We start from the raw sequence: 16,081 nt of genomic DNA on the forward strand, positions 1-16,081 counted from the left end.
CCATGTTGAAGCGTTTTTTCCAAATTTCCCTAGCCTTGTTCCTACCCTTGCTTGCCGGCTGCAACATGGTTGTCATGTCTCCGTCGGGCGATATCGCAGCCCAGCAGCGCGATCTGATCGTGATCTCTGTCGTGCTGATGCTGCTGATCATCGTACCAGTCCTTTTCCTCACGCTTTATTTTGCCTGGCATTATCGGCGCACCAATGTAAATGCGGCCTATGATCCGGAATGGCACCATTCAACACGGCTGGAAGTGATCATCTGGGCGGCACCGCTGGCGATCATCATCGCTCTCGGCGCCGTTACCTGGATCAGCACCCACAAGCTCGACCCCTATAGGCCACTCGACCGCATCGACGCAGCCCGGCCCATTCCGGCCGACGCGCGGCCTTTGACGGTGGAAGTGGTAGCGCTGGATTGGAAATGGCTATTTTTCTATCCGGAACTTGGCATCGCCACGGTAAACGAACTCGCCGCCCCGGTTGACGTGCCGATCAATTTCAAGATCACCGCGTCTTCTGTCATGAACTCTTTCTATATTCCGGCCTTGGCTGGCCAGGTTTATGCGATGCCGGGCATGGAAACGAAATTACACGCGGTCATCAACAAGGAAGGCGAGTTCGACGGCTTTTCAGCCAACTACAGCGGCCCGGGTTTTTCCCATATGCGCTTCAAGTTCCATGGCCTCAACCAGCAGCGTTTTGATGAGTGGATTGCGCGTGTGAAAACCCAGGGTACTGCTTTGAATCGGGACGCTTATCTGCGGCTTGAGAAGCCGAGCGAGAAGGAGCCCATCCGCTACTATGCGAGCGCGGACAAAGATCTTTATTCGTCAATCCTCAATCTTTGTGCCGAAAACGGCAAGATGTGCATGAGCGAAATGATGCATATCGACATGATGGGCGGTGCGGGCAAGGAGAGTGCGGAAAACCGCGAAAAGCTCGAATACGACAATCGTCGTGTCGAGCGGGGCGAAAACACCAATTCGCCTACCCATCCGGCGTCCGGCGAGCCATCGCGCAGCCCGCAGGAGCCGAACAGCACCGTCAATGACAACGGCCAGCAGCCCATGCAGCACGACATGCACAACATGCCGGGCATGGACATGCAGCATCAGGGGCATCAGGCTCCCGACAATGGCGACGGAAATCCGGCGCCGACCCAATTGAACAACAACAACTGAACCTGGCGCTTTGCGTCGCAAGACATCGATGAACGGGTTACCCCATGTTTTCCAATCCTGACCTCCTGAAGTTCATCTTCGGCCGGTTGACCCTAGAGGCCATTCCCTATCACGAGCCGATCCTGATCGTGACCTTTATCGGCGTCATGCTCGGCGGCCTCGCGTTGCTCGGCGTTATCACCTATTTCAAATTCTGGGGTCCGCTCTGGCGCGACTGGATCACCAGTGTCGATCACAAGAAGATCGGCATCATGTATATTATACTTGCCATAATCATGCTGCTGCGCGGCTTTTCCGATGCGGTCCTGATGCGCGCCCAGCAGGCATTAGCGTTTGGCGAGAATGAAGGATTCCTTCCGCCGCATCACTACGACCAGATCTTCACAGCGCATGGCGTGATCATGATCTTCTTCGTGGCCATGCCGTTCGTCACCGGCTTCATGAACTTCGTCGTGCCGTTGCAGATCGGTGCACGCGACGTCTCCTTCCCCTTCCTCAACAACTTCTCCTTCTGGATGACCACGGCCGGCGCGATCATCATCATGCTGTCGCTGTTCATCGGAGAATTCGCCCGTACCGGCTGGCTGGCCTATCCGCCGCTCTCGGGCGCTGCCTATAGTCCAGGCGTCGGGGTCGACTATTATCTATGGGGACTGCAGGTCGCGGGTGTGGGGACGACCTTGTCGGGCATCAATCTGATTGCCACCATCGTCAAGATGAGGGCGCCGGGCATGACTTTCATGAAGATGCCGATCTTCACCTGGACATCGCTTTGCACCAACGTGCTCATCGTTGCCACCTTCCCGATCCTCACCGCAACGCTGGCTCTTCTGTCGCTCGATCGCTATGTGGGGACGAACTTCTTCACCAACGATCTTGGCGGCAATCCGATGATGTATATCAACCTCATCTGGATCTGGGGCCATCCGGAAGTCTACATTCTGGTTCTGCCGGCTTTCGGCATTTTCTCGGAAGTCGTGGCGACCTTCTGCGGCAAGCGCCTGTTCGGCTATGCATCCATGGTTTACGCGACCTGCGTCATCATGATCCTGTCCTATCTGGTGTGGCTGCATCACTTCTTCACCATGGGATCTGGTGCTTCGGTCAACGCATTCTTCGGTATCACGACCATGATCATCTCGATTCCCACGGGCGCGAAGATATTCAACTGGCTGTTCACCATGTATCGTGGCCGTATCCGTTACGAAGTGCCGATGCTTTGGACCGTAGGCTTCATGGTGACCTTCGTGATCGGCGGCATGACCGGCGTCATGCTGGCGGTTCCGCCGGCCGACTTCGTGCTCCACAACTCGCTCTTCCTCATCGCGCATTTCCACAATGTCATCATTGGCGGCGTGCTGTTCGGCCTCCTGGCGGGAGTCAACTACTGGTTCCCCAAGGCCTTCGGCTTCAAGCTCGACCCGTTCTGGGGCAAGATGTCCTTCTGGTTCTGGCTGATCGGCTTTTACATCGCCTTCATGCCGCTGTATGTGCTCGGCCTGATGGGCGTCACCCGCCGCCTTTCACACATCGAAGACCCGTCGCTGCAGATCTGGTTCGTAACGGCAGCTGTCGGCGTAGCCTTGATCGCTTGTGGCATTGCCAGCTTCATCATCCAGCTGGTCGTCAGCTTCAGGAAGCGTGAAGAGCTTCGTGATGTGACGGGTGATCCATGGAATGGCCGCACGCTCGAGTGGTCGACGTCCTCACCGCCGCCGGACTACAACTTTGCGTTTACCCCGGTCGTACATGATCACGACAGCTGGTACGACATGAAGAACCGCGGCTATGGCCGGCCTCTGCAAGGCTTCAAGCCTATCCACATGCCGAAGAATACCGGCGCGGGTGCAATTCTGTCGACCTTGAGCGTGGCGCTCGCCTTCGGTCTCATCTGGTATATCTGGTGGCTGGTGGCCGTCTCCTTCGTCGCGATCCTGGCGGTGGCGATCATTCATACCTTTAATTACAACCGCGACTTCTACATCTCTGCGGAAGACGTTTCCGCAGAAGAAACAAGGCGCACTGAACTGCTCGCAAGGCAGGTGTGAAAACCATGAGCAAAACCAACGTCGATCCATTGGAAAAGCCGCGATTCTATCTCGAGGAAGATCATCACCCCGAGAGCAGCACAAATCTGGGGTTCTGGCTCTACCTGATGAGCGATTGCCTGATCTTTGCAATCCTCTTCGCCACCTATGCCGTGGTCGGCCGCAATTATGCAGCCGGTCCATCGCCAGCGGATTTGTTCGACCTGCCGCTAGTGGCCATCAACACGGCCATGCTGCTGCTGTCGTCGATCACCTACGGCTTTGCAATGCTGCAGATGGAGCGAAACGCCAAGGCGGAAACGCTGTTCTGGCTGGGGGTGACCGGGATCTTCGGTGCGATCTTCATCGGCCTTGAACTGTACGAGTTCATCCACCTTATCCACGATGGGGCCGGCCCTTCACGTAGCGCCTTCCTTTCAGCCTTCTTTACCTTGGTCGGAACTCACGGGCTGCATGTAACCTTCGGCATTATCTGGCTGATCACCTTGATGGTTCAGGTATCCATGAAGGGCCTGATCGAGGCTAACAGGCGCCGTCTGATGTGCCTGTCTATGTTTTGGCACTTCCTCGACGTCGTCTGGATCGGCGTATTTTCCTTCGTTTACCTGATTGGAGTTGTCGGATGACGGCCGAAGCCCCCGCCCACGAGGACGCACGCAACACCCATCATGGCCATAGCAATGGGCATGAGGCCGGTCACGGCACGTTCAAGAGCTATATGACGGGCTTTATCCTGTCGATTATCTTGACCGCCATTCCCTTCTGGCTGGTCATGGGGGAAGTGTTCGACAGCAAGATCTTGACCGCAGCGCTGATCATGGTGTTTGGCGCCATCCAGATTGTTGTTCATATGATCTATTTCCTTCACATGAACACGCGCAGCGAAGGCGGCTGGACGATGATGGCGCTCATCTTCACCCTCGTCATCGTCTTCATTGCCTTGGCCGGCTCTCTCTGGGTCATGCATCACCTCAATGCAAACATGATGCCCATGTCGCCGGAGATGATGAAAAACATGCCCTGAGCCGGTCATGCGACCGGATCTCCATCTAAGTCCAAGCTCTGAGGACGCTGCAGCGGCACAGCAACCATCGGGGCGGGGCCGCAGAGCTTCATTACTGCTTCGCGGCTTTCTCCTGTTCTCGGTCATCGTGTTCACCCTGCTCGGCATATGGCAGGTGCAGCGCCTGTTCTGGAAACTCGACCTGATCGCCCGCGTCGAAGCGCGGGTTACGGCTGCACCGGTCCCGCCTCCGCCCCGTAGCGAATGGCCCATGGTCGATGCTGAGCGCTTCGAGTATCAGCATGTTCACGTCGCCGGCGTTTTCGATCACAGCCGCGAGGCGCTGGTTCAGGCGGTGACGGAGAGAGGGCCAGGCTTTTGGGTGATGACGCCGCTGCGCCTGCAAGAGGGTCAGTCCATCCTGATCAACCGCGGCTTTGTCCCGTCCGGAAACAAAGATACAGGAAGCCGCAAAGCCGGCGAGCTCGTCGGGACCGTAAACGTCACCGGCCTGCTACGCATCTCCGAACCCGGCGGCGGCTTTCTTCGATCCAACGATCCCGGCGCCGACAGGTGGTATTCGCGCGACGTTGCAGCCATCGCGGCCGCTAAAGGCGTGTCGGATTACGCACCCTTCTTCATCGATGCGGATGCCGCCGCCAATCCGGGCGGGCTGCCGGTCGGTGGCCTCACCGTGGTGAAATTTCACAACAGCCACCTGGTCTACGCCATCACCTGGTTCTCACTGGCGGCGATGGCACTGGGTGCGACTGTATTCGTCGGCCGTTACCGCGGCTAGATCGCGGTCTTGAAGCCGTGGTGAAAAGGCAACGGCGCGGCACCGCTCACCGCACCCATTGCATGCCGTCGATTTGAATATCCTGACCAGTGATGAAGTTAGGTTCGCAGGTTGCGAGAAAAGTGACGACGCTGGCCACATCCTGCGGCGTGCCCACCCGTTTCATCGAGATGCCGGCGGCCAGCTGCGCCTCGCGGGCATTGATCATGGCGTTCGACAGCTCTGTCTTGATGACCCCCGGGCAGACCGCATTGACGACGATCTCCGGGGCCAGCTCCTTGGCCAGCGCCCGCGTCATGCCCAGGATACCTGCCTTGGCGGCGGTGTAGGAAACTTGCTGACCGCGCTGGTAACGCCGCCGGTATGGGCGTTCATCGACGACATGTTGATGATCCGCCCGCCGCCATTGCGGCGCATCACCGGCACAACCGGCTGGATATAGTTGAAGGCGCCCTTGAGATTGATGGCGATCGTCGCGTCGAATTCGTCCTCGGAAATCTCCTCGATCCCCTTTGGCATCGGCCTGCCGGCATTGTTGAACAGCACGTCGATCCGGCCCCACTGCGCATCAACGTCCGCAACGATCTCTGCTGCCCTTCCATGGTCGCGCACATCGGCGACAAAGGTCAGCGTCGCCCGCCCCAAGTCGCGGAGTTCACCAGCCGTGCGGGCAAGATCGTCCTCGATCAGGTCGACGAGCACGATATCGAAATCCTGTCTTGCCAGATCAAGCGCACAGGCGCGGCCGATGCCCCGTCCGCCGCCGGTGACGACCGCCACTTTGCGGGCCACATCAGACATCGGCGTTCTCCTTAGCGAAGCGGGCAATGTCGGCATGGGTGCCGAACCAGACGCCCTCATGCTGCTTGATGTGCTGGATCAGCTCTTCAAGGATGAAGATACGTGACCGATAGCCGGTGACATGTGGATGCATGGTCAAGAGAAACAGGCCGCCCTCCTTGTAGGCCCGATCGAACTCACGTTTAAAGATGTCGAGCACGGCCGGCGGCGGCGTGTAGGGGCGGTGTGCAGTGAAGCGGTTCATGTTGAAATAGACCGCATCGTCGCGGATCCATTCGACAGGCAGCTCGACCACGCCCGTCGGCTCGCCGTCTTCGACGAGTTCGTAGGGATCATCGTCGGCCATCAGCGAACTGTCGTAAAGCAGCCCAAGTTCGCGCTCGATCTCCAGCGTCACAGGAGAAAAATCCCAGGACGGCGTGCGCATGCCGACGGCGCGCACGCCGGTGATCTTTTCCAGCGTATCGGCGGCGCGAAGATGCAGTTCGCGCTCCTTGTCCGGCGGCACCTGCGTGTTCACTTCATGGATCCAGCCATGCAGGCCGATCTCATGACCTTCGGCGATCACGCGTTTCTGCTCGTCCGGGTGGAGCAAGGCGGCGACGGCCGGCACGAAGAAAGTGGCAGGCACCTCCGCTGCCTTGAGCGTTTCGAGGATGCGCGGCACGCCCATGCGGTTGCCGTACTGGCCCCATGACAGGCGGCCGATGGATAAGCCGCCGTCGCGCAGCTCGTTGGTCTCGTGGTCGCTGTCGAAGGACAATGCCACGGCGCAACGCGCGCCATCCTTCCAGGCCTTCGGCTTCAACGAACGGCCGGCGCGGACCTTGTCGACCTTGCCACGCCAGGTGGCTTCATCCCATTCCCAGGGTTCCATGTCTCTCCGTCCTTTGTTATTCAGCCGCCGTCGTCTCGGTACCCTGCGGCAGCACCGGCACCGCCGCGAGCAGCCGCGCGGTGTAGTCGTGTTGCGGGTTGTCGTAGATCGCCGCTGCAAGCCCCTCCTCGACGATCAGGCCCTGGTACATGATCGCGACACGGTCGCAGAGGTGGCGGACCACCGACAGGTCATGGCTGATGAACAGCAGCGACAGGTCGAGTTCGGCGCGCAGGCGGATCAGCAGGTTGATGATCTGTGCCTGGATGGAGACATCGAGCGAGGCGACGGGCTCGTCGCAGACAATCACATCCGGCTGCATGGCAAGCGCCCGGGCGATGGCGATCCGCTGCCGCTGGCCGCCGGAAAACTGGTGCGGGAAGCGGTTGGCGAATGTCGGGTCGAGGCCCACCGCCGCCAGCCATTGCCGGACGTAGTCCGGCGCCTCGGCGCGGTTCACCAGCCGGTGCGCCAGCGGGCCCTCGGTAATGATGTCGCCGATCCGCATGCGGCCGTTGAGCGAGGAGAACGGATCCTGGAAGATCGTCTGGACGCGGGTGGTGATCTTTTTCGGCGCGCGGCCGGTGCTCATTACCGGCTGGCCGTTGAGGCGGATCGTGCCCGAGGTCGGCACGATAATGCCGGCCGCCATCCGGCCGAGGGTCGATTTGCCCGAGCCGGATTCGCCGACGAGACCCAGCACCTCGCCGCGCCTGACGGTGAGCGAAACGCCAGCGACCGCCTGCACCACCGTCAGCGGCTGCGAGAGGCCCGATTTGATCGCCAGGTTGCGGAACAGTCCGGCCGGTTTCTCGAACCGTTTCACGGCATTGTCGATGACGAGATAGGGACTGCCGAGCGCTGGCAGGTTGGCGGTTGCGGATTTACGGGGCGGCGGCGGTGCGTCAGCTATGCCGCTCCCACGCAGAAGCAACTGGCCCGGCTTGGCCCGCGACGGCAGGGCGTCAAGCAGAGCCCTTGTGTATTCATGCTGCGGGCGGGTCAGAACGCCGAGCGCCGGGCCGATCTCGACGATATTGCCCGATTTCATCACCGCGACGCGGTCTGCGATCGAAGAGACGATGGCGAGGTCATGGCTGATCCAGATCAATGCGGTGCCCAGCTCCGAAACCAGTTCCTTCATCTCGGCCAGGATTTCGGCCTGGATCGAAACATCAAGCGCGGTCGTCGGTTCATCGCAGATGATCAGTTTGGGACGGTGCAGCAGCGCAATCGCAATCGCTACGCGCTGGCGCATGCCGCCGGAGAACTGATGCGGGAAAAAGTCGACCTTGCGCTCCGGCTCGGCGATGCGGACCTGAGCCACCGCCGTGATCGCCCGTTGGCGTGCGTCGGCAGCGTCAATGGTCTCGTGTGCTTCCAGCGCCAACTTTATCTGCGTGCCGATACTCAAGACGGGGTTGAGCGTCATCATCGGATCCTGGAAGACCATGGAGATGGTCTTTCCACGGATGGCGCGCAGGTCGTGCGAGGGAAGGCCGACCAATTCTCGGCCCTCGAGCTTGATCGACCCCTCGACGATGCGGCCGGGATCGTCGATGAGACCGATGATCGAGAAGCCGGTGATCGACTTCCCGGACCCGGATTCCCCAACCAGGCCCAATACTTCGCCCGGTGCGATGGAGAAGGACACGCCATCGACGGCCTTCACCTCGCCGCGTCCGCTTGGAAACCATGTCCTGAGATCGGTGACTTCGAGGAGAGGGGCGGCCGATCTTGTCACGATGTCGGTCATCGGCGGAGCCTCGGGTTGAGCTGGTCGCGGATTTGATCACCGACGAGATTGAGCGAGACGATGAAGATGATCAGCGCCAGGCCGGGATAGATCGAGATCCAGTAACGGCCCGACAGCAGGTATTGGAAGCCGTTGGCAATCAGCATGCCGAGCGACGGTTCGGTGGGCGGCAGGCCGACACCGAGGAAGGAAAGGGTCGCTTCCAGCGAGATCGCGCTCGCCACCTGCACGGTCGCTACCACGATCAGCGGCGGCAGCGCGTTGGGCAGGATGTGGGCCAGCACCACCCGCCAGGAAGAGAGTGGAATGGACAGTGCCGCCTCGACGTAATCCTTCTGCCGCTCGGCGGCCGCAGCGCCGTGAGCGGTGCGGGCAAAATAGGCGTATTGCGCGAAGATCAGCGCCAGGATCAGCTGGTAGCGACCCTGGCCGAGAATGGCGGCGATCACGAAGGCGAGCAGGATGGCGGGAAACGACAGCTGCAGGTCAACGATGCGCATAGCGAGGCTTTCAAATCGTCCGCCAATATAAGCGGCGGCGCAACCGACGATCGCACCGATGACCAAGGCGATGCCGCTCGCGATGATCCCCATCTGCAGTGAGATGCGCAGGCCGTAGATGATGGCGGACAGGAGGTCGCGCCCTTGCGAATCCGTTCCCAGCCAATGGGTATAACGGCCGGTGCCGATATAACCCGGTGGTCGCCGGGCATCGCGCAGCACCAGATGCGCAAGATCATAGGGGTTCTGTGGTGTCACGAGCGGTGCGATCAGGGCGATCAGCACGATAACGAATACAAGCAGAGCTGCGGCGACGGCCACCTTGTTGCGGCGGAATTCAACGAGGAAACGGGAGAGCGGAGTGTCACGCATCAGGCGCGCCCCTTTCGCAAGCGCGGGTCGAGAGCCGCATAGGCCAGATCAACCAACAAATTTATGACGATAAACAGAAGCGCGACGAACATCAGGTAGGCGACCATGACCGGCCTATCCAGCGAGGTAATGCTGTCGATGATCAGCTTGCCGAGTCCCGGCCACGAAAAGATCGTCTCCGTGACGACTGCAAAGGCGAGCGTCGATCCGAGTTCCAATCCGAACACGGTGACCAGCGGGATCGAGATCAGCCGTAGCACGTGGCGGCTCAGTACCGTGAATTCCGAAAGCCCAGCGGCACGGGCAAATTTGACCGTGTCGCTCAGCATCAGTTCACGCGTGCCGGCGCGGGCGAGCCGGATCATCAGCGAGAACTTGAACAGCGCAAGATTGAGCGCGGGCAGTACCAAGTGAGCCAGCCCGTCACCGGTCAGGAAGCTGAAGTCGACGCCGAATAGGCTAACCGTTTCGCCGCGACCGCCGGCCGGCATGCAGCCGCATTGCACGGCAAACACCATGATCAGCATCAGCCCGAACCAAAAGGTCGGCACCGAGAAACCGAGGATCGAAATAGCCATAATGGCGCGCGAAATTGGGCTATGCGGCTTGTAGCCGGCATACATGCCGATCGGAATGCCGACCAGACTGGCAAACAGCACGGCGGCAAGCGTCAGTTCCAGCGTTGCCGGCAGGCGGGATAGGATCAGTTCGCTGACCGGCATGTTGTAGACGAAGGATCGGCCAAAATCGCCTTGCAGGATGCGGCCGACAAAGGACAGATATTGATGCCACAGCGGCTGATCGAGGCCGTATTGGGCAATCACCGCGGCGCGGATATCCTGTGTTGCATCCGGCGAAATCAAGACGTCGATCGGATTGCCGACGGCGTAGACTCCGCAGAACACGAGCGCCGACATCGCGATGACGACGATCAGCGCCTGCCATAATCGTTGCAGGATGAAACCCAGCATGCGTCCCCTTACCCCCACTTTGCGCAGGTTGTTGCGATGCGGTTGTGTCTGCCGCGCCGGTCGCGGCAGACATAGTTCAGTGCCAGTCGTCTTGCAGAAGCGCGCGGGTTTCCCGCACTGCCACGTCCCAGATCGCTAGCATATCCTCCTCGGGGCGCTGGTAGAGGCCATGGTAATTGCCGTCGCCTAGCAATTGGCGCTTTTGCGCCGCACCGACGCGGGCAAGTGCTGCATAATCGATCTGCGGCTTGGCCGTCGTCGGCTGGCGCTGGTCCGTGGTGCGCGTCCAAGGAAAATTTTCCATCCAGGACGCATGCGAGGCGGCCGGATCGGTCTCCTGCACCTTCGCCAGCGTCTTTGGCGCCCGCCACCAGTCGTGAAATTTCACCGATGCGTTCGGATGCGCGTTCAGCCATTCGGAAATTACCACGGTTGCCGGCATGTTGCCGCCATGGCCGTTGACGACGAGGATACGGCGGAAGCCGGATCGGTACATGCTGTCGAGCAGGTCGCGGATGACGCCGATATAGGTCGACAGCGACAGTGTCATCGTGCCGGGAAAATTCGAAAACGACGAGGCGAGACCATAGGACACCACCGGGAAGACCGGAATGCCAAGCGGCTCGGCGGCATCGACGGAGACCTTTTCGGCGAGAATCATGTCAGTCGCGAGGCTGAGGTAGGCGTGCTGCTCCACGCTGCCGATTGGCAGGATGCAGCGATCGTCTTCTGCCACGCGTTCTTCCACCTGCAGCCAGTTCATCTCGGCGATCTTCAATCCGCTATCCTTGTTTTCCGTCTTCGCCAAATTGCGCAAAGAACATTCTATTTTGGGCCGCAGCGCACAATGTTTGTGCTTCCAGGCGATTTGCGCAGCATGCAGCAAGGTTCCGTGCGGGACTAAAAAAAGAAATTGACAGTCAATTCTCTGCGCGTCAAGTTCCATACGGGACCAAAATGAGCTTGTTGAGGGCGACCAGAGAGTGCGACAGCTACATGAACCAGCATTGGAGACATTGTTGCGTAATGGCGGCAAAGTTGTTGCCGGCAAGCACCGCGTTGAGGATCTGGTGGCCGTCAAGCTCTGGCAAAACCCGTGCTGGCTGTCATTCCGCTTCAACTTTCTGGCGCTGCAGTTCAACGAGCCAATCTACCGCCTGATCGAGAAGGAACATGGAATCCCGCGCCCAGAATTTGTAGTCCTCTATTCGCTCGGCCTGTTGGATGGGCTGACGGCGAGCGCCATCTGCAATTCCTCAGGTTTTCCGAAAAACACGATCAGCCGTGCGATCCAGAAGCTGGTCGACAAGAACATCATCCGCCGTGAGGTCGATCAGGCGGACTTGCGGAGTTTTGTCCTCTACATCACGGAAGAGGGCAGGCGCATCGTTGATCAAGCCATGCAGCCGATGGTGGAACGCGAGAAAGCCATGGTCTCATCGCTGACGCCGGCGGAACAGCTGATGCTGTCGGAACTGCTGGCCAAGGTTGTCGTGGATTCCCCCAATTGGCCCCCAATGACAAATACAGAGGAGAACGAAGAATGACGAATTCTAGGACATTTCGTACCGCCGTGCTGGCAGCCATGCTGCTCGGCGGGGTTTCGAGTGCGGCACTTGCGGCCGATCTCACCATTGGGGTGCGCGCCGGCCCGCTGTCGATTGATCCCGATTTCACCGCCGCCGGCACCCATGCCGAAGCGATGAAGCATATCTACGACTCTCTGGTGAAATCCGGCAACAATCTCGAACTTGAGCCGGGACTTGCCACCAGCTGGACGGCAATTGACGACACGACCTGGGAATTCAAGCTCCGCCCAGGCGTGAAATTCCATGACGGCTCCGACTTCACCGCCGAGGACGTGAAGTTCTCGATCGAGCGCATTCCGAAAGTCGCCGGGCCCAATCCGACCACCATCTACGTGCGCCGCGTCAAGGGCATTGAAATCGTCGACCCTCTGACCATCCGCATCAAGACCGACGGCCCGGCGCCGAACCTGCCGAACGATTTCATCCGCCTGTTCGTCGTCTCCCACACGGCAGCAAAGGATTATTCCGAGAGCGCCGAAAAAGCGTCGGAAGGGTTCAACTCGGGCAAGGCTGCAATCGGCACCGGTCCCTACAAGTTCGTGTCGTGGACGCCGAAGGAACAGCTCGTGCTGCAACGTTTCGACGGCTACTGGGGCGAAAAGGAGCCCTGGGACAAGGTGATCCGCAAGGAAATCCCCAATGATGCCGCCCGCGTCGCCCAGTTGAAGGCTGGTCAGGTCGACCTCATCGCACGTATCCCGGCCTCCGATGTGCCGACGCTGGAAACGGACAGCAAGCTCACCATCGTGCGCCAGGACAGCGTCTACCTGTTCAATATGGCTTTCGACTTTCGCGAAAAGTCGCCGCAGGTCAGCGCCAAGGACGGCTCGCCGCTGCCGAAAAACCCCTTCATCGACCCGCGCGTGCGCGAAGCCTTCGACCTTGCCATCGACCGCGAGACGATCACCGAAATCGCCATGGAAGGCATGGGCACGGTTCAGTCGCAGTTGGTGACGCCAGGCATTTTTGGCTACAATCCGGATGTGAAGGCAACCGTTTCCGACGTCGACAAGGCTAAGAAGCTGCTGGCCGAGGCAGGTTATCCCAACGGCTTCAAGGTCACCTTCTCCTTCACCAACGACCGCCTGCCGGGTGACAAGGACGCCGGCACGACAATTGCCCAGATGCTGACCGCGATCGGCATCCAGGTGGACGCTAACGCCCAACCGGGTGCCGTTTATTTCCCGGCCAATACGCGCGGCGACTATTCGTTGACGATGTCCGGTTGGGGCACGCTGACCGGTGAATCTAACTATACCCTGTCGTCCCTGGTTCACACCAACGACCCGGCCAAGAAGCTCGGCGCCTTCAACATCCGCAACTACTCGAATCCGAAAATGGACAAGCTAATCGAGGATGCCGGCGTGGAGATGGATGCCAAGAAACGCGAGCAATATCTCAAGGATGCCAATGCACTTGTGGCCAGCGACCGCCCCAACCTTTCGATCGCCTCGATCGTTTCTGCCTGGGGCATGAAGAAGGCCATCACCATCGTGCCGCGGTCCGACGAGGACACGCTTGCGATGAACATACGCGCGACGAAATAACCTCCCCGCCAACCGGAGGTCACTTGGCCGGGCATTTCTACGCCCGGCCTTTTTTATTGAAGAAGAGGAGCAGGATGATGGGAAAAACGGCACTGGCGATCCACGGCGGTTGCGGCGTGATGGCGAAACTCGGCCTCAGCGAGGCGGAATGGACGGCGGCGCGGGTCGATCTCGGCCGCGCGTTGAGGGCCGGCTGGGCGGTTCTGTCTTCGGGCGGCTCGGCGGTGGATGCCGTCCAGGCCGCCGTCGTCGTCATGGAAGACAGTCCGCATTTCAATGCCGGATATGGGGCAGCGCTCAATGCGGCCGGCGAGCACGAACTTGACGCTTCGATCATGGACGGCGCCACGCTCGAGGCCGGTGCCGTGACGCTGGTGCGGCGCATCCGCAATCCGATCAAGGCTGCCCGGCGCGTTTTGGAAAAAGGTGAGGCCGTGCTGATGGGCGGCAGTGCAGCCGATGATTTTGCGAAGGTCGAGGGGCTGGATGTCGTCGAACCGGGTTATTTTACCACCGAAAAACGCGTGAAGGCGCTGTCGGCCATGAAGGCCCATGCCGCAGCCGGCACGACTGCCGCCGCAAGTGAGTCCGAAAAACACGGCACGGTCGGCGCCGTCGCGCTCGACAGCGCCGGGCATCTGGCTGCTGCCACCTCCACCGGCGGCTATAACAACAAGCCCGTTGGCCGCATCGGCGATACGCCCATTCCCGGTGCCGGCACCTATGCGCGCGATGGCCTCTGCGCCGTGTCGGGCACCGGAAAAGGCGAATTCTTCATCCGATATGCCGTCGGGCACGAAGTGGCGAGTCGCATCGGCTATCTCGGCGAGACGGTTGAGCAGGCAGCCACCAAAGTGATCATGGAGGATCTGAAGCCGCACGATATCGGTGCGGGTCTTGTCGCGGTGGGGGCAGATGGCAGCATTGCCGCGCCTTACAATACCGATGGCATGTTTCGCGGCTGGGTAACCCCCGAGGGCCAATTTTTTGTGGCAACGCATGGCGAGATTTTCACGCTCCCGCAATAGCTGGATTGGACGCTAGCCAACCTTGCGAAAACATCGTGAACAGACAGCCAAGGGCGTTTTGCTGTCAAGAACAGGTGGTGCGCGTCTGAGCAGTTGTTTGGGGTCCAGGCCGAGCTTCCAAACGCTCGTCTTTCTGCGCGTGCTAAAAATTGGGTTCCAATATGGGATCATTCGAACTATGGAAGCCCCCATGCGTTCGGCTACGCTTTACCGACACAGCTGCAACTCGCCTCGGGAAGAACCGCGTCGCGGTTGAGGCCTGATGGAGGACATCTTGGATAGTTCATCTGCAACCGGGGCGGCACCCAGGCGCGTGCCGCTATACCGACATCTTTACGCGCAGGTCGTCGTGGCCATCATTGCCGGCATGCTGATCGGGCATTTCTATCCGACCACGGGTGAAGCCTTGAAACCGCTCGGCGACGCCTTCATCAAGCTCGTCAAGATGATCATCGCGCCGGTGATTTTCCTGACCGTGGCAACCGGTATTGCCGGCATGTCGGACCTCAAGAAGGTTGGCCGCGTTGCCGGCAAGGCCATGCTCTACTTCCTGACTTTCTCTACCTTGGCGCTCGCCGTCGGCCTGATCATCGCCAATCTGGTGCAGCCAGGCGCGGGCATGCACATCAACCCGGCTTCGCTGGATTCTGGCGCCGTTGCGACCTATGCCAGCAAGGCACATGAAAGCACGATTACCGGCTTCCTGATGAACATCATTCCGGAAACGATCGTCGGAGCATTTGCTCAGGGCGATATTCTGCAGGTCCTGTTCTTTTCGGTGCTCTTCGGTATCTCGCTCGGTCTGGTCGGAGAGCGCGGAAAGACGGTTACGGACTTCCTGCACGCTTTAACCGCGCCGATCTTCCGCCTTGTCGGCATTCTCATGAAGGCGGCGCCGATCGGTGCCTTCGGGGCAATGGCTTTTACCATCGGCAAGTACGGGATTGGCTCGATCGCCAACCTGGCCTTCCTGATCGGCACTTTCTACGTCACCTCGCTGATTTTCGTGTTCGTCGTCCTCGGTGCGGTCGCACGGTATAACGGCTTCTCGATCTTCGCACTCATTCGCTACATCAAGGAAGAATTGCTTCTGGTGCTCGGCACCTCATCTTCGGAAGCGGCATTGCCCGGTTTGATGCAGAAGATGGAGAACGCCGGCTGCAAGCGCTCCGTTGTCGGGCTCGTCATCCCAACGGGCTATTCCTTCAACCTGGATGGCACCAATATCTACATGACTCTGGCGGCACTTTTCATCGCCCAAGCCACGGACATCCAGCTGTCGCTTGGCCAGCAGGTCCTCCTGCTGCTGGTGGCGATGTTGAGTTCGAAGGGAGCCGCCGGCATTACGGGCGCCGGCTTCATCACGCTTGCCGCGACCCTCTCGGTCGTGCCTTCGGTGCCGGTCGCGGGCATGGCGCTGATCCTCGGGATAGATCGCTTCATGTCTGAATGCCGTGCTTTGACCAACCTCGTCGGTAATGCGGTCGCCACTATTGTTGTCGCCCGCTGGGAAAACGAACTGGACAAGGACCAATTGGCTTTAGCCCTTTCCGGCTCCATAGAGCATGCGCCGGCAGGACAGTCATTTCACCCTGCGCAGTAGCCA

16 protein-coding genes are annotated in these 16,081 nt (G+C 59.8%); 9 read left to right on the forward strand and 7 right to left on the reverse strand.

The features are described from left to right. Window positions 1–2: 2 nt before the first annotated feature. The 5 genes from cyoA to E2F50_RS18275 are packed head-to-tail and all read left to right on the forward strand — an operon-like array spanning window position 3 to window position 5,034. Window positions 3–1,184 (forward strand): ubiquinol oxidase subunit II, encoded by a 1,182-nt coding sequence (cyoA, locus tag E2F50_RS18255; RefSeq protein WP_133317599.1) that lies wholly within the window; start codon window positions 3–5, stop codon window positions 1,182–1,184. A gap of 44 nt (window positions 1,185–1,228) precedes the next feature. Further along, window positions 1,229–3,232: a cytochrome o ubiquinol oxidase subunit I gene (cyoB, locus tag E2F50_RS18260; RefSeq protein ID WP_133317600.1), complete on the forward strand. Its 2,004-nt coding sequence runs from the start codon at window positions 1,229–1,231 to the stop codon at window positions 3,230–3,232. Window positions 3,233–3,237: 5 nt separating this feature from the next. Next, entirely contained in the window at window positions 3,238–3,858 is a 621-nt protein-coding gene (gene cyoC, locus E2F50_RS18265) for a cytochrome o ubiquinol oxidase subunit III (RefSeq protein ID WP_133317601.1), read from the forward strand. Next, window positions 3,855–4,256 carry a cytochrome o ubiquinol oxidase subunit IV gene (gene cyoD / locus E2F50_RS18270; protein ID WP_133317602.1) on the forward strand — a complete coding sequence of 134 codons (402 nt, stop codon included), beginning with the start codon at window positions 3,855–3,857 and terminating at the stop codon, window positions 4,254–4,256. The genes cyoC and cyoD overlap by 4 nt, the downstream gene beginning before the upstream one ends. Window positions 4,257–4,263: 7 nt before the next feature. Next, window positions 4,264–5,034, forward strand: a complete 771-nt coding sequence (locus tag E2F50_RS18275; protein WP_133317603.1) for an SURF1 family protein — start codon at window positions 4,264–4,266, stop codon at window positions 5,032–5,034. Window positions 5,035–5,080: 46 nt separating this feature from the next. Here the strand turns inward: E2F50_RS18275 and E2F50_RS23565 are convergent, their stop codons facing one another. The 7 genes from E2F50_RS23565 to E2F50_RS18305 all read right to left on the reverse strand — a co-directional run bounded on the left by E2F50_RS23565 (window position 5,081) and on the right by E2F50_RS18305 (window position 11,089). Further along, window positions 5,081–5,332 carry an SDR family NAD(P)-dependent oxidoreductase gene (locus E2F50_RS23565; protein ID WP_281029211.1) on the reverse strand — a complete coding sequence of 84 codons (252 nt, stop codon included), beginning with the start codon at window positions 5,330–5,332 and terminating at the stop codon, window positions 5,081–5,083. Beyond that, window positions 5,329–5,835: an SDR family NAD(P)-dependent oxidoreductase gene (locus E2F50_RS18280; protein ID WP_281029212.1), complete on the reverse strand. Its 507-nt coding sequence runs from the start codon at window positions 5,833–5,835 to the stop codon at window positions 5,329–5,331. Before E2F50_RS18280 ends, E2F50_RS23565 begins: the two co-directional genes overlap by 4 nt. Further along, window positions 5,828–6,712, reverse strand: coding sequence for a polysaccharide deacetylase family protein (locus E2F50_RS18285; protein ID WP_133317604.1), 885 nt, complete (start codon window positions 6,710–6,712; stop codon window positions 5,828–5,830). The genes E2F50_RS18280 and E2F50_RS18285 overlap by 8 nt, the downstream gene beginning before the upstream one ends. A 16-nt stretch (window positions 6,713–6,728) precedes the next feature. Beyond that, window positions 6,729–8,468 (reverse strand): dipeptide ABC transporter ATP-binding protein, encoded by a 1,740-nt coding sequence (locus E2F50_RS18290; RefSeq protein WP_133317605.1) that lies wholly within the window; start codon window positions 8,466–8,468, stop codon window positions 6,729–6,731. After that, window positions 8,465–9,340: an ABC transporter permease gene (locus E2F50_RS18295; RefSeq protein ID WP_133317606.1), complete on the reverse strand. Its 876-nt coding sequence runs from the start codon at window positions 9,338–9,340 to the stop codon at window positions 8,465–8,467. Before E2F50_RS18295 ends, E2F50_RS18290 begins: the two co-directional genes overlap by 4 nt. Next, on the reverse strand, window positions 9,340–10,311 hold the full coding sequence (locus E2F50_RS18300) for an ABC transporter permease (protein ID WP_133317607.1): 972 nt from the start codon (window positions 10,309–10,311) through the stop codon (window positions 9,340–9,342). Before E2F50_RS18300 ends, E2F50_RS18295 begins: the two co-directional genes overlap by 1 nt. Window positions 10,312–10,387: 76 nt before the next feature. Continuing rightward, window positions 10,388–11,089: a creatininase family protein gene (locus E2F50_RS18305; protein ID WP_133317608.1), complete on the reverse strand. Its 702-nt coding sequence runs from the start codon at window positions 11,087–11,089 to the stop codon at window positions 10,388–10,390. Window positions 11,090–11,330: 241 nt separating this feature from the next. Here E2F50_RS18305 and E2F50_RS18310 point away from each other — a divergent pair, with 241 nt between their 5' ends. From E2F50_RS18310 to E2F50_RS18325, 4 genes are all read left to right on the forward strand, one after another. Then, window positions 11,331–11,858, forward strand: coding sequence for a MarR family winged helix-turn-helix transcriptional regulator (locus tag E2F50_RS18310; RefSeq protein WP_245515463.1), 528 nt, complete (start codon window positions 11,331–11,333; stop codon window positions 11,856–11,858). Then, window positions 11,855–13,447, forward strand: coding sequence for an ABC transporter substrate-binding protein (locus tag E2F50_RS18315; protein ID WP_133317610.1), 1,593 nt, complete (start codon window positions 11,855–11,857; stop codon window positions 13,445–13,447). Before E2F50_RS18310 ends, E2F50_RS18315 begins: the two co-directional genes overlap by 4 nt. Before the next feature lie 77 nt (window positions 13,448–13,524). Then, complete coding sequence (locus E2F50_RS18320; protein ID WP_133317611.1) at window positions 13,525–14,475, forward strand: isoaspartyl peptidase/L-asparaginase family protein; 951 nt, start codon at window positions 13,525–13,527, stop codon at window positions 14,473–14,475. Window positions 14,476–14,749: 274 nt separating this feature from the next. Next, window positions 14,750–16,078, forward strand: a complete 1,329-nt coding sequence (locus E2F50_RS18325; protein ID WP_281029213.1) for a dicarboxylate/amino acid:cation symporter — start codon at window positions 14,750–14,752, stop codon at window positions 16,076–16,078. The last annotated feature ends 3 nt before the right edge of the window (window positions 16,079–16,081 follow it).

The organism is Rhizobium deserti, from assembly GCF_004358025.1.
Classification (GTDB): domain Bacteria; phylum Pseudomonadota; class Alphaproteobacteria; order Rhizobiales; family Rhizobiaceae; genus Neorhizobium; species Neorhizobium deserti.